Origin of the sequence: Streptomyces sp. NPDC005752 (genome assembly GCF_040630715.1) — a bacterium.
Classification (GTDB): Bacteria; Actinomycetota; Actinomycetes; order Streptomycetales; family Streptomycetaceae; genus Streptomyces.
The window spans coordinates 25,654-38,634 of the sequence record NZ_JBEXYB010000028.1; the positions used below are offsets into that span (position 1 = coordinate 25,654).

The following is a 12,981-nucleotide window of genomic DNA, read 5'->3' on the forward strand; positions in this document are numbered from 1 at the left end:
TCAGACCGCCCTCATCAGCAGGGTCGCGGCGATGAGTACCGCCGCACCGCCGAACATCGAGACCGCGTAGGAGCGGGCATAGCCGTTCTGCAGCTTGCGCAGCCGGCCGGAGAGCCCGCCCATCGAGGCGGCCGTGCCGTTGACGACGCCGTCGACCAGGGTGTGGTCGACGTAGACCAGGGAGCGCGTGAGGTGTTCGCCGCCGCGCACCAGGACCACGTGGTTGAAGTCGTCCTGGAGGAGATCCCGGCGGGCCGCCCTGGTGAGCAGCGAGCCGCGCGGGGCGACGACGGGAACGGGCCTGCGCCCGTACATCGACCAGGCGATGGCGACACCGATGACGAGCACCACCATGGTGGCGGCGGTGACGGTGGTCGCGCTGACCGGTGCGTGTCCGTGGTCGTGTCCGGTGACGGGCTCCAGCCAGTGCATGAACCGGTCGCCGATGGAGAAGAAGCCTCCGGCGAAGACCGACCCGAAGGCCAGCACGATCATCGGGATCGTCATGGACTTCGGCGACTCGTGCGGGTGCGGCTCGTGGCCTTGCGCGTCCGGCTGCCAGCGCTTCTCGCCGAAGAACGTCAGAAGCATCACGCGCGTCATGTAGAACGCGGTGATCGCGGCGCCCAGCAGCGTGACGGAGCCGAGGATCCAGCCCTCGGTGCCGCCCTTGGCGAAGGCCGCCTCGATGATCATGTCCTTGGAGAAGAAGCCGGACAGGCCGGGGAAGCCGATGATCGCCAGGTAGCCGAGGCCGAAGGTGACGAAGGTGACCGGCATGAACTTCCGCAGGCCGCCGTACTTCCGCATGTCGACCTCGTCGTTCATGCCGTGCATGACCGAACCGGCGCCGAGGAAGAGCCCGGCCTTGAAGAAGCCGTGCGTCACCAGGTGCATGATCGCGAAGACGTAGCCGATGGGGCCGAGGCCCGCGGCGAGGATCATGTAGCCGATCTGCGACATCGTCGACCCGGCGAGGGCCTTCTTGATGTCGTCCTTCGCGCAACCGACGATCGCACCGAAGAGGAGCGTGACGGCGCCGACGACCACGACGACCAGTTGTGCGTCGGGCGCCCCGTTGAAGACGGCGCCGGAGCGGACGATGAGGTAGACGCCCGCGGTCACCATGGTGGCGGCGTGGATCAGGGCCGAGACCGGGGTCGGGCCCTCCATCGCGTCCCCGAGCCAGGACTGGAGCGGCACCTGGGCCGACTTGCCGCAGGCGGCGAGGAGCAGCATCAGGCCGATGGCCGTGAGCTTGCCCTCGCTGGTGTCCCCGGTCGCCTCGAAGACCGGTCCGAAGGCGAAGGTGCCGAAGGTGGTGAACATCAGCATGATCGCGATGGACAGGCCCATGTCGCCGACCCGGTTGACCAGGAAGGCCTTCTTGGCGGCGGTGGCCGCGCTGGGCTTGTGCTGCCAGAAGCCGATGAGCAGGTACGACGCCAGACCGACGCCCTCCCACCCGACGTACAGCAGCAGGTAGTTGTCGGCGATGACCAGGATGAGCATCGCCGCGAGGAACAGGTTCAGGTAGCCGAAGAAGCGGCGTCGCCGCTCGTCGTGCTCCATGTAGCCGATGGAGTAGATGTGGATCAGAGTGCCCACACCAGTGATCAGCAGCACGAACGTCATCGACAACTGGTCGAGCTGGAAGGCCACGTCGGCCTGGAACCCCTCGACCGGGATCCAGCTGTACAGGTGCTGGTGCAGGGCGCGGTCCTCGGCGTTCCTGCCCAGCATGTCGGTGAACAGCACGGCACCGATGACGAACGACGCGGCGGCGAGCGCCGTGCCGATCCAGTGTCCGGCCCGGTCGAGCCGGCGGCCGCCGCAGAGCAGGACCACCGCTCCGAGCAGGGGCGCCGCGACCAGCAGCGCAATCAGGTTTTCCACGATTCCGACCCCTTACAGCTTCATCAGGCTGGCGTCGTCGACCGAGGCCGAGTGGCGGGAGCGGAAGAGCGACACGATGATCGCGAGCCCGATGACGACCTCCGCGGCGGCGACGACCATCGTGAAGAAGGCGATGATCTGTCCGTCGAGGTTGCCGTGCATCCGGGAGAACGCGACGAGCGTGAGGTTGCAGGCGTTGAGCATCAGCTCGACGCACATGAACACCACGATCGCGTTCCGCCTGATCAGCACGCCGGAGGCACCGATCGTGAACAAAAGGGCCGCGAGGTAGAGGTAGTTGACCGGATTCACTTGGCGACCTCCTCCTCTTCTTCCGCAGGGTCACGGTCCGGGCCGCGGTCACGGCCGAGCCGCTCCCCGGACCGCTGTTCGAGCGCCTTGAGGTCGGCGAGCGACTCACTGGACACGTCACGGATCTGTCCGCGCTGCCGCAGCGTCTGCATGACGGTGAGTTCGGACGGGGTGCCGTCCGGGAGCAGTCCGGCGACGTCCACGGCGTTGTGCCGGGCGTAGACACCGGGAGCGGGCAGGGGCGGCAGGTGACTGCTGCGCACCCGCTCCTGGGAGAGCTCCCGCTGTGTCTTGGCGCGTTCGGTGCGCTCGCGGTGCGTGAGCAGCATCGCGCCGACGGTCGCGGTGATCAGCAGGGCACCGGTGATCTCGAACGCGAAGACGTACTTGGTGAAGATGAGGTTGGCGAGCCCCTCGACGTTTCCGCCGTGCCGGGCGTTCGCCGCCCCCAGACCGTTGAACGTCTTCAGGGACGCCTGTCCGATTCCCGCGATCAGCAGGATGCCGAAGCCGAGTCCGCAGGCGGCGGCCAGCCAGCGCTGGCCCTTGAGCGTCTCCTTCAGCGAGTCGGCCGCCGTGACACCGACGAGCATGACCACGAAGAGGAACAGCATCATGATCGCGCCGGTGTAGACGACGACCTGGACGATGCCCAGGAAGTAGGCGCCGTTGGCGAGGTAGAAGACCGCCAGCACGATCATGGTGCCGGCGAGCGACAGTGCGCTGTGGACCGCCTTCTTCATCAGGACGGTGGAGAGCGCACCGATGACGGCGACGGTGCCGAGGATCCAGAACTGGACGGCCTCGCCGGTCGAGGTGGTGGTGGCTGCGGCCAGGGTGGCGTTCATGCGTCCACCTCCTTGTCCGTCTCTCCCTTGGAGACGGCGACCTGGCGCTCCGCACCGGGAGCGGCCTCGGTCACCAGGCCACGGTAGTAGTCCTGTTCGTCCATGCCGGGGAAGATCGCGTGCGGGCTGTCGACCATGCCTTCCTCAAGTCCCGCGAGCAGCTCGTCCTTGGTGTAGATGAGGCTCTCGCGGGTGGTGTTGGCGAGCTCGAAGTCATTGGTCATGGTCAGTGCCCGGGTGGGGCACGCCTCGATGCAGAGTCCACACAGGATGCAGCGCGCGTAGTTGATCTGGTAGACGCGGCCGTAGCGCTCGCCCGGGGAGTAGCGCTCCTCGTCCGTGTTGTCCGCGCCCTCCACGTAGATCGCGTCCGCGGGACACGCCCAGGCACAGAGCTCGCAGCCGACGCACTTCTCCAGACCGTCCGGGTGACGGTTGAGCTGGTGCCGGCCGTGGAAGCGCGGCGCCGTCACCTTCTGCGTCTCCGGGTACTGCTCGGTCAGCCGCTTCTTGAACATGGCCTTGAAGGTCACGCCGAAGCCGGCCACAGGATTCTGGAACTTCTCTCCTGAGGGTTCCGATGACTCAGACACCGTCAGCCTCCCTTCCGTCACTCGAACTTCCGGCAGCCACGTTCTCGTCACTGCGAGTATCCGGCCCGCCACTGACAACGAGCTCCCGCTCGCGCCGGGGCGTGCGGCGCGGCACCGGCGGCAGCGTCTGGCCGGGCAGCGGCGGCACCGGGTACCCGCCCGCCATCGGGTCGAACGCGGGCTCCGGTCCGGCCGCCTCCTCGGCGGCCCTGGTCCTCCGGTCGCGGAAGGTGTCGGCGACGAAGGAGATCAACAGGACCGCGATCACGGCTCCGGCGACGTACAGGAGGATCTTCGAGTAGTCGTAGCCCTCGTTGTTCAGCGCCCTGACCGTGGCGACCAGCATCAGCCAGACCACGGAGACCGGGATCAGGACCTTCCAGCCGAGCTTCATCAGCTGGTCGTAGCGGACACGGGGCAGGGTGCCGCGCAGCCAGATGAAGAAGAAGAGGAGCAGCTGCACCTTGATGACGAACCAGAGCATCGGCCACCAGCCCTGGTTGGCACCCTCCCAGAAGGTGCTGACCGGGTACGGAGCCCGCCAGCCGCCCAGGAACAGGGTGACGGAGACCGCGGAGACGGTGACCATGTTGACGTACTCGGCGAGCATGAACATCGCGAACTTGATCGAGGAGTACTCGGTGTTGAACCCGCCGACCAGGTCGCCCTCGGACTCCGGCATGTCGAACGGGGCCCGGTTGGTCTCGCCGACCATCGTGACGACGTAGATGATGAACGAGACCGGCAGCAGGAGGATGAACCAGCGGTCCTCCTGCGCCGCCACGATCTCCGACGTGGACATCGAGCCGGAGTAGAGGAACACCGAGGCGAAGGCGGCGCCCATCGCGATCTCGTAGCTGATCATCTGGGCGCAGGAGCGCAGCCCGCCGAGCAGCGGGTACGTCGACCCGGAGGACCAGCCGGCCAGCACGATGCCGTAGATGCCGACGGAGGCGACCGCGAGGATGTACAGCATCGCGATCGGCAGGTCGGTCAGCTGCATCGTCGTGCGGTGGCCGAAGATCGACACCTGGTTGTCGGACGGGCCGAACGGGATCACCGCGATCGCCATGAACGCCGGGGCGGCGGCCACGATCGGGGCCAGGATGTAGACGACCTTGTCGGCCCGCTTGACGACGACGTCCTCCTTCAGCATCAGCTTGATGCCGTCGGCGAGCGACTGGAGCATGCCCCAGGGGCCGTGCCGGTTGGGACCGATGCGCAGCTGCATCCAGGCGACGACCTTGCGCTCCCACACGATGGAGAACAGCACGGTCACCATCAGGAACGCGAAGCAGAACACCGCCTTGACGACGACGAGCCACCAGGGGTCCGTGCCGAACATCGAGAGGTCCTCGGCTGCGAGGACGGCACCCTGCGGCGCCGCGGCGAGTTGGGCGAGGCCGGTCACTCTCCTACCTCCGTTGTCACGACGTGGGAACCCGGGGCGGCCGGACCGATCCGGACCAGTCCGCCCGGCTGGGCGCCGGTGTCGGCGGGGACTCCCCGGCCGACGGAGTTGAGCGGCACCCAGACCACCCGGTCCGGCATCTCGGTCACCGCCAGGGTGAGTTCGGTGGTGCCGGCGGGGCCGGTGACGGCGAGCAGGTCGCCGTCCTTCACCCCGGACTCGGCCGCGGTGACCGGGGAGAGCCGGGCGACCGCCGCGTGCCGGGTGCCGGCCAGCGCCTCGTCGCCCTCCTGGAGCCGGCCCCGGTCGAGCAGCATCCGGTGGCCCGCGAGGACCGCCTCGCCGTCGCCGGGCCGGGGCACCGGGGTGGAGGACGTCCGCGGGTCGTCGGCGTGGCCGCCCTCCCAGCCGCCGAGGCGGTCGAGTTCACGGCGGGCCGCCCTCAGATCGGGCAGTCCGAGGTGGACGTCGAGCGCGTCGGCCAGCATGTGCAGTACCCGCGCGTCGGTCGGGCAGAGCGTCCTCGGCATCTGCTCGGGCTTCAGCGCGGCTTCGAACAGCCGAGCCCGGCCTTCCCAGTTGAGGAAGGTGCCGGGCTTCTCCGCGACGGCCGCCACGGGGAGGACCACGTCGGCGCGCTCGGTGACGGCACCGGGCCGCAGCTCCAGCGAGACCAGGAAACCGACCTCGTCCAGCGCCTTGAGCGCCCCGGCCGGGTCGGGCAGGTCCTCGGGGTCGACGCCCGCGACCAGCAGTGCGCCCAGCTCGCCGGTGGCCGCGGCCTCCACGATCTGGCCGGTGTCGCGGCCGAAGCCGGAGGGGAGTTCGGCGACGCCCCAGACGGACGCCACCTCCTCCCTGGCACGGGGGTCCGTCGCGGGACGGCCGCCGGGCAGCAGCGACGGGAGCGCGCCCGCCTCCAGTGCGCCGCGTTCGCCGGCCCGGCGCGGGATCCACACCAGTGCGGCGCCGGTGGCCGCGGCGGTGCGCACGGCGGAGGTGAGTCCGCCGGGCACGGCGGCGAGCCGCTCGCCCACCACGATCACGGCGCCTTCGCCGCGCAGCGCCTCGGCGGCGACGGCTCCGTCACTCTCCAGGCCGATCCCGCCCGCGAGGGCGTCCAGCCATTCGGTCTCGGTGCCGGGCGCAGCGGGGAGCAGGGTGCCGCCCGCCTTCTCCAGGCCCCGGCTGGCGTGCGAGGCCAGCGCGAACGTCCGCTGCCCGTGCTTGCGGTGCGCCTTGCGCAGCCGCAGGAAGACGCCGGGCGCCTCCTCCTCGGACTCGAAGCCGGCCAGCAGGACGGCCGGAGCCTTCTCCAGCGCGGTGTACGTGACCCCGCTGCCGTCCAGGTCGCGGCCTCGGCCGGCCACCCGCGAGGCGAGGAAGTCGGCCTCCTCACCGCTGTGGACGCGGGCCCGGAAGTCGATGTCGTTGGTGTCGAGGGCGACCCGCGCGAACTTGCTGTACGCGTAGGCGTCCTCGACGGTCAGCCTGCCGCCCGTGAGGACACCGGTCCTGCCGCGCGCGGCCGAGAGACCGGCCGCCGCCGCTTCCAGTGCCTCGGGCCAGCTCGCCGGCTCCAGCACGCCCTCCGCGTTGCGCACGAGCGGGGTGGTGAGCCGGTCGCGCTGCTGGGCGTAGCGGAAGCCGAAGCGGCCCTTGTCGCAGAGCCACTCCTCGTTGACCTCGGGGTCGTTGGCGGCGAGCCGCCGCATGACCTTGCCGCGCCGGTGGTCGGTCCGGGTCGCGCAGCCGCCCGCGCAGTGCTCGCACACCGACGGCGTCGACACCAGGTCGAAGGGCCGGGAGCGGAAGCGGTACGCCGCCGAGGTGAGCGCCCCGACCGGGCAGATCTGGATGGTGTTGCCGGAGAAGTACGACTCGAAGGGGTCGCCCTCGCCCGTACCGACCTGCTGGAGCGCGCCGCGCTCGATCAGCTCGATCATCGGGTCGCCCGCCACCTGGTTGGAGAACCGGGTGCAGCGTGCGCAGAGCACGCAGCGTTCGCGGTCCAGCAGCACCTGGGTGGAGATGGGGACGGGCTTCTCGAAGGTGCGCTTCTTGCCGTCGAAGCGGGAGTCGGCGCCGCCGTGCGACATCGCCTGGTTCTGCAGGGGGCACTCGCCGCCCTTGTCGCAGACCGGGCAGTCCAGCGGGTGGTTGATGAGCAGGAGCTCCATCACCCCCTTCTGGGCCTTCTCCGCCACCGGCGAGGTGATCTGTGACTTCACGACCATGCCGTCGGTGCACGTGATGGTGCAGGACGCCATCGGCTTGCGCTGGCCCTCGACCTCGACGATGCACTGCCGGCAGGCGCCGGCGGGGTCGAGGAGCGGGTGGTCGCAGAAGCGCGGGATCTCGATGCCGAGCAGTTCGGCGGCGCGGATGACGAGGGTGCCCTTGGGCACGCTGATCTCGATGCCGTCGATCGTGAGCGTGACGAGGTCCTCGGGCGGAACGGCCGCCTCGCCGCCCCCGGAGGGCGCACTCGTGGTGACTGTCATGCGTTCACCCCCCGGTGAGCGTTCTTGTCGTCTTTGTCGTCGGCCCAGAGGGTCGACCGTGCGGGATCGAAGGGGCAGCCCTTGCCGGTGATGTGCTGCTCGTACTCCTCGCGGAAGTACTTCAGCGAGGAGAAGATCGGCGAGGCCGCACCGTCGCCGAGGGCGCAGAAGGACTTGCCGTTGATGTTGTCGGCGATGTCGTTCAGCTTGTCGAGGTCCGACATCTGTCCCTTGCCGGCCTCGATGTCGCGGAGCAGCTGGACGAGCCAGTAGGTGCCCTCGCGGCACGGCGTGCACTTGCCGCAGGACTCGTGTGCGTAGAACTCAGTCCAGCGGGTGACGGCGCGCACCACGCAGGTGGTCTCGTCGAAGCACTGCAGCGCCTTGGTACCGAGCATCGATCCGGCTGCGCCGACACCCTCGTAGTCCAGGGGCACGTCGAGGTGTTCCTCGGTGAACATCGGGGTGGAGGAGCCGCCGGGGGTCCAGAACTTCAGGCGGTGCCCGGCCCGCATGCCGCCGCTCATGTCGAGCAGCTGGCGCAGGGTGATGCCGAGCGGGGCCTCGTACTGGCCGGGGCTGGTGACGTGCCCGCTGAGCGAGTACAGCGTGAAGCCCGGGGACTTCTCGCTGCCCATCGACTTGAACCAGTCCTTGCCCTTGTTCAGGATCGCGGGAACCGAGGCGATGGACTCGACGTTGTTCACGACGGTGGGGCAGGCGTACAGACCGGCGACGGCGGGGAAGGGCGGACGCAGCCGGGGCTGGCCGCGCCGTCCTTCGAGCGAGTCGAGGAGCGCGGTTTCCTCACCGCAGATGTAGGCGCCCGCGCCCGCGTGCACCGTGAGTTCGAGGTCGAGCCCCGAGCCCAGGACGTCCTTCCCCAGGTAGCCCGCCGCGTAGGCCTCGCGCACGGCCTCGTGCAGCCGCCTCAGTACGGGGACCACTTCGCCGCGCAGATAGATGAAGGCGTGCGAGGAGCGGATCGCGTAACAGGCGATCACGATGCCCTCGATGAGGCTGTGCGGGTTCGCGAAGAGGAGCGGGATGTCCTTGCAGGTCCCCGGCTCCGACTCGTCGGCGTTGACGACGAGGTAGTGCGGCTTGCCGTCGCCCTGCGGGATGAACTGCCACTTCATCCCGGTGGGGAAGCCGGCGCCGCCGCGTCCGCGCAGACCGGAGTCCTTGACGTACGCGATGAGGTCGTCGGGCTGCATCGCCAGGGCCTTGCGCAGACCCTCGTACCCGTCGTGGCGGTGGTAGGTGTCCAGCGTCCAGGACTCCGGCTCGTCCCAGAAGGAGGAGAGGACCGGGGCCAGGAGTTTCTCCGGGCTGGTCCCGTTTTTGTCGATCTCGGCTGCCAAGGTCATCACTCCCCCTCCTCGGCGGCGGGCCCGGCCGGGTGCTCCGGGTCGGAGGCCGAGGTCTGCTGTGGCGCGTCATGAGAGCTGAGGTGCTCGGCGCCCTTCTGCGGCTGGTCGCCCGGGGCCTCACCTCGGGGGCCGACCACGCGCGTCTTCGGGGCGGTCTCGCCCTTGGCGAGCTTCAGCCCGACCAGGGAGGCGGCGCCGGCGCCGCCACTCGCCTCGACCGCGCCGGGACGCCGGTCGGGGAAGCCGGCGAGGATGCGCGCCGTGTCCTTGTAGCCGCACAGCGGCGCGCCCCGTGTGGGCTCGACGGTACGACCGGCGATCAGGTCGTCGACGAGCCGCGTCGCGCTCTCCGGCGTCTGGTTGTCGAAGAACTCCCAGTTGACCATCACGACCGGGGCGAAGTCGCAGGCCGCGTTGCACTCGATGTGTTCGAGGGTGACCTTGCCGTCCTCGGTCGTCTCGTCGTTGCCGACGCCCAGGTGCTCCTTGAGCCGGTCGAAGATGGCGTCGCCGCCCATGACCGCGCAGAGGGTGTTGGTGCAGACCCCGACCTGGTAGTCACCGCCGGGCCGACGGCGGTACATCGTGTAGAAGGTGGCGACCGCGGTGACCTCGGCGGTGGTGAGGCCGAGCTGGTCGGCGCAGAACGCCATGCCCGTACGGGAGACGAACCCCTCCTCGGACTGCACCAGGTGCAGCAAGGGCAGCAGCGCGGAGCGGCTGTCGGGGTAGCGGGCGATCACCTCCTTCGCGTCCGCTTCGAGCCGGGCGAGTACGTCGGCCGGGTAGGCGGGGGCGGGGAGCTGCGGCATCCCCAGGCTGACTTCTTGGTTGGACGCGGTCACCGGTCGACGCCTCCCATCACGGGGTCGATGGACGCGACGGCGACGATGACGTCGGCGACCTGGCCGCCCTCGCACATCGCCGCCATGGCCTGGAGATTGGTGAAGGAGGGGTCGCGGAAGTGGACCCGGAAGGGGCGCGTGCCGCCGTCCGAGACGACGTGCACGCCGAGTTCGCCCTTGGGGGACTCTATGGCGGTGTACACCTGCCCGGCCGGGACCCGGAAGCCCTCGGTCACCAGCTTGAAGTGGTGGATCAGGGCCTCCATGGAGGTGCCCATGATCTTCTTGATGTGGTCGAGCGAGTTGCCGAGGCCGTCGGGTCCCAGCGCGAGCTGCGCGGGCCAGGCGATCTTCTTGTCGGCGACCATGACCGGTCCTGGCTCCAGGCGCTCCAGGCACTGCTCGACGATCCTGAGCGACTGGCGCATCTCCTCCAGCCGGATGAGGAAGCGCCCGTAGGAGTCGCAGGTGTCCGCGGTCGGTACGTCGAAGTCGTAGGTCTCGTAGCCGCAGTACGGATCGGTCTTGCGCAGGTCGTGCGGGAGTCCGGCGGACCTGAGGACCGGGCCGGTGGCGCCCAGCGCCATGCAGCCGGTCAGGTCGAGGTAGCCGACGTCCTGCATGCGGGCCTTGAAGATGGGGTTGCCGGTCGCGAGCTTGTCGTACTCCGGCAGGTTCTTCTTCATGGTCTTGATGAACTCGCGGAGCCGGTCGATCGCGCCCATGGGAAGGTCCTGGGCGAGGCCGCCGGGGCGGATGAACGCGTGGTTCATCCGGAGCCCGGTGATCAGCTCGAAGAGATCGAGAACGAGTTCACGATCGCGGAATCCGTAGATCATGATCGTTGTGGCACCGAGCTCCATACCGCCGGTGGCGATGCAGACCAGGTGCGACGAGATCCGGTTGAGCTCCATCAGGAGCACCCGCAGGACGGTGGCCCGGTCGGGGATCTGGTCCTCGATGCCGAGCAGCTTCTCTACCCCGAGGCAGTACGCCGCCTCGTTGAAGAAGGGGGTCAGGTAGTCCATGCGCGTGACGAAGGTGGTGCCCTGCGTCCAGTTCCGGAACTCGAGGTTCTTCTCGATGCCGGTGTGGAGGTAGCCGATGCCGCAGCGGGCCTCGGTGACGGTCTCGCCGTCGATCTCCAGGATCAGCCGCAGCACGCCGTGCGTGGAGGGGTGCTGGGGACCCATGTTGACGATGATGCGTTCGTCGTCCGACTTGGCGGCGGACTCGACGACCTCGTCCCAGTCGCCGCCGGTGACTGTATATACAGTCCCCTCGGTCGTGGCGCGGGCATCGGAAAAGGGCGTCCCGGAGGGACCCGGTGTGGGGTGGTGGCCGGGAGACGGGTGGGAGTGGGGAGTGGTCATCAGCTGTACGACCTCCGCTGGTCCGGAGCCGGGATCTGGGCGCCCTTGTACTCGACCGCGATGCCGCCGAGTGGGTAGTCCTTGCGCTGCGGGAAGCCCTGCCAGTCGTCCGGCATCATGATCCGGGTCAGGGCGGGGTGCCCGTCGAAGACCAGGCCGAAGAAGTCGTAGGTCTCGCGCTCGTGCCAGTCGTTGGCCGGATAGACCTCGACGAGCGACGGAATGTGCGGGTCGCTGTCCGGCGCGGACACCTCGAGGCGGATCAGCCGCCCGTGGGTGAGCGAGCGCAGGTGGTAGACGGCGTGCAGCTCACGCCCCTTATCTCCCAGGTAGTGGACACCGTTGACGCCCGTGCACAGCTCGAAGCGCAGGGCGGGGTCGTCGCGCAGGGTGCGGGCGACCTGGAGCAGGTGCTCACGGGCGATGTGGAAGGTGACTTCGCCCCGGTCGACGACCGTCTTCTCGATGGCGTCGGCGGGGAGCAGGTCCTGTTCCTCCAGGGCCCCTTCCAGCTCGTCGGCCACTTCGTCGAACCAGCCGCCGTAGGGCCGGGAGGACGCCCCCGGAAGGGTCACCGTGCGGACGAGTCCGCCGTAGCCGGAGGTGTCGCCGCCGTTGTTGGCGCCGAACATCCCCTTGCGTACGCCGATGACCTCGCCGGTGTCGTCGCGCGGGGCGGGTACCCCGCTGTCGTTCTGTTCGTCGCTCACCGCAGCAGCCCCTTCATCTCGATCAGGGGGAGTGCCTTGAGAGCCGCCTCCTCCGCCTCGCGGGCGGCCTCCTCCGCGTTGACCCCGAGCTTGGAGCCCTGGATCTTCTGGTGGAGCTTGAGGATGGCGTCGATCAGCATCTCGGGACGCGGCGGGCATCCCGGCAGATAGATGTCGACCGGGACAATATGATCAACACCCTGAACAATGGCGTAATTATTGAACATTCCACCCGATGACGCACAAACCCCCATGGAGATCACCCACTTGGGGCTCGGCATCTGGTCATAGACCTGCCGCAGGACGGGCGCCATCTTCTGGCTTACCCGTCCCGCGACGATCATCAGATCCGCCTGCCGCGGCGAACCGCGGAAGACCTCCATCCCGAACCGGGCCAGGTCGTACCGCCCCGCGCCGGTCGTCATCATCTCGATGGCGCAGCAGGCGAGGCCGAAGGTGGCCGGGAAGACGGACGACTTCCGCACCCAGCCGGCGGCCTGCTCGACAGTGGTCAGCACGAAGCCGCTCGGCAGCTTCTCTTCGAGTCCCATGTGTGCCCCTCAGCCCCTCAGTCCCATTCCAGGCCGCCCCGGCGCCACACATACGCGTAGGCGACGAAGACGGTGAGCACGAAGAGCAGCATCTCCACGAGCCCGAAGATCCCCAGGGCGTCGAAGGTGACCGCCCAGGGATAGAGGAAGACGATCTCGATGTCGAAGACGATGAACAGCATCGCCGTCAGGTAGTACTTGATCGGGAAACGGCCACCTCCGGCTGGAGTGGGGGTGGGTTCGATACCGCACTCGTACGCTTCGAGCTTTGCTCGGTTGTACCGCTTCGGGCCGATAAGCGTGGCCATGACCACGGAGAAGATCGCAAACCCTGCCCCTAGGGCGCCGAGCACGAGGATGGGCGCGTAGGCATTCACGCTCCTCGCTCCTTCCAGTCGTCCTTGACCGTTGGACCGCATCGGGCGACCGGCTCGCCACCTCATCAAGATCGTGCACATGTGAGGCAGTTCACAAGCCCGACTGCCCCGCATCCTATGCCCGCCGTCCTGTGATCTGCGACACGGGGTGCACCAACGTCTTTGTGATCTCCACCACCTGACGAACG

Annotated in this window: 12 protein-coding genes; all 12 read right to left on the bottom strand. The window is 68.7% G+C overall.

Features of this window, described 5'->3' with window-relative positions; all coding sequences use genetic code 11:
* Genes nuoL through ABZ441_RS23325 form a run of 12 tightly spaced genes read right to left on the bottom strand, consistent with a single transcriptional unit; the run spans position 1 to position 12,793 of the window.
* Positions 1 to 1,896 carry an NADH-quinone oxidoreductase subunit L gene (gene nuoL, locus ABZ441_RS23270; protein WP_358977411.1) on the bottom strand — a complete coding sequence of 632 codons (1,896 nt, stop codon included), beginning with the start codon at positions 1,894 to 1,896 and terminating at the stop codon, positions 1 to 3.
* Between the two features lie 12 nt (positions 1,897 to 1,908).
* Complete coding sequence (gene nuoK, locus ABZ441_RS23275; protein ID WP_014154680.1) at positions 1,909 to 2,208, bottom strand: NADH-quinone oxidoreductase subunit NuoK; 300 nt, start codon at positions 2,206 to 2,208, stop codon at positions 1,909 to 1,911.
* Positions 2,205 to 3,056: an NADH-quinone oxidoreductase subunit J gene (locus ABZ441_RS23280; RefSeq protein ID WP_358977414.1), complete on the bottom strand. Its 852-nt coding sequence runs from the start codon at positions 3,054 to 3,056 to the stop codon at positions 2,205 to 2,207. The genes nuoK and ABZ441_RS23280 overlap by 4 nt, the downstream gene beginning before the upstream one ends.
* Positions 3,053 to 3,649: an NADH-quinone oxidoreductase subunit NuoI gene (gene nuoI, locus ABZ441_RS23285; protein ID WP_358977416.1), complete on the bottom strand. Its 597-nt coding sequence runs from the start codon at positions 3,647 to 3,649 to the stop codon at positions 3,053 to 3,055. Before nuoI ends, ABZ441_RS23280 begins: the two co-directional genes overlap by 4 nt.
* Complete coding sequence (gene nuoH / locus ABZ441_RS23290; protein WP_358977418.1) at positions 3,642 to 5,060, bottom strand: NADH-quinone oxidoreductase subunit NuoH; 1,419 nt, start codon at positions 5,058 to 5,060, stop codon at positions 3,642 to 3,644. Before nuoH ends, nuoI begins: the two co-directional genes overlap by 8 nt.
* Positions 5,057 to 7,564 carry an NADH-quinone oxidoreductase subunit G gene (locus ABZ441_RS23295; RefSeq protein WP_358977420.1) on the bottom strand — a complete coding sequence of 836 codons (2,508 nt, stop codon included), beginning with the start codon at positions 7,562 to 7,564 and terminating at the stop codon, positions 5,057 to 5,059. Before ABZ441_RS23295 ends, nuoH begins: the two co-directional genes overlap by 4 nt.
* Complete coding sequence (nuoF, locus tag ABZ441_RS23300) at positions 7,561 to 8,934, bottom strand: NADH-quinone oxidoreductase subunit NuoF (protein ID WP_358977422.1); 1,374 nt, start codon at positions 8,932 to 8,934, stop codon at positions 7,561 to 7,563. Before nuoF ends, ABZ441_RS23295 begins: the two co-directional genes overlap by 4 nt.
* Positions 8,934 to 9,749 carry an NADH-quinone oxidoreductase subunit NuoE gene (gene nuoE / locus ABZ441_RS23305; protein ID WP_358977542.1) on the bottom strand — a complete coding sequence of 272 codons (816 nt, stop codon included), beginning with the start codon at positions 9,747 to 9,749 and terminating at the stop codon, positions 8,934 to 8,936. The genes nuoF and nuoE overlap by 1 nt, the downstream gene beginning before the upstream one ends.
* 29 nt (positions 9,750 to 9,778) lie before the next feature.
* Positions 9,779 to 11,155: an NADH-quinone oxidoreductase subunit D gene (locus tag ABZ441_RS23310; RefSeq protein WP_358977424.1), complete on the bottom strand. Its 1,377-nt coding sequence runs from the start codon at positions 11,153 to 11,155 to the stop codon at positions 9,779 to 9,781.
* On the bottom strand, positions 11,155 to 11,865 hold the full coding sequence (locus ABZ441_RS23315; RefSeq protein ID WP_358977426.1) for an NADH-quinone oxidoreductase subunit C: 711 nt from the start codon (positions 11,863 to 11,865) through the stop codon (positions 11,155 to 11,157). The genes ABZ441_RS23310 and ABZ441_RS23315 overlap by 1 nt, the downstream gene beginning before the upstream one ends.
* Positions 11,862 to 12,416, bottom strand: coding sequence for an NADH-quinone oxidoreductase subunit B (locus tag ABZ441_RS23320; RefSeq protein ID WP_014154689.1), 555 nt, complete (start codon positions 12,414 to 12,416; stop codon positions 11,862 to 11,864). The genes ABZ441_RS23315 and ABZ441_RS23320 overlap by 4 nt, the downstream gene beginning before the upstream one ends.
* Positions 12,417 to 12,433: 17 nt before the next feature.
* Entirely contained in the window at positions 12,434 to 12,793 is a 360-nt protein-coding gene (locus tag ABZ441_RS23325; RefSeq protein ID WP_003992243.1) for an NADH-quinone oxidoreductase subunit A, read from the bottom strand.
* Between the last annotated feature and the right edge of the window lie 188 nt (positions 12,794 to 12,981).

What these genes read in the sequence shown, in the direction of transcription:
- ABZ441_RS23310 (WP_358977424.1), bottom strand. Translation starts at nt 11,155, where the DNA reads ATGACCACTCCCCACTCCCACCCGTCTCCCGGCCACCACCCCACACCG.
- ABZ441_RS23320 (WP_014154689.1), bottom strand. Translation starts at nt 12,416, where the DNA reads ATGGGACTCGAAGAGAAGCTGCCGAGCGGCTTCGTGCTGACCACTGTC.
- nuoF (WP_358977422.1), bottom strand. Translation starts at nt 8,934, where the DNA reads ATGACCTTGGCAGCCGAGATCGACAAAAACGGGACCAGCCCGGAGAAA.
- ABZ441_RS23295 (WP_358977420.1), bottom strand. Translation starts at nt 7,564, where the DNA reads ATGACAGTCACCACGAGTGCGCCCTCCGGGGGCGGCGAGGCGGCCGTT.
- nuoE (WP_358977542.1), bottom strand. Translation starts at nt 9,749, where the DNA reads ATGCCGCAGCTCCCCGCCCCCGCCTACCCGGCCGACGTACTCGCCCGG.
- ABZ441_RS23280 (WP_358977414.1), bottom strand. Translation starts at nt 3,056, where the DNA reads ATGAACGCCACCCTGGCCGCAGCCACCACCACCTCGACCGGCGAGGCC.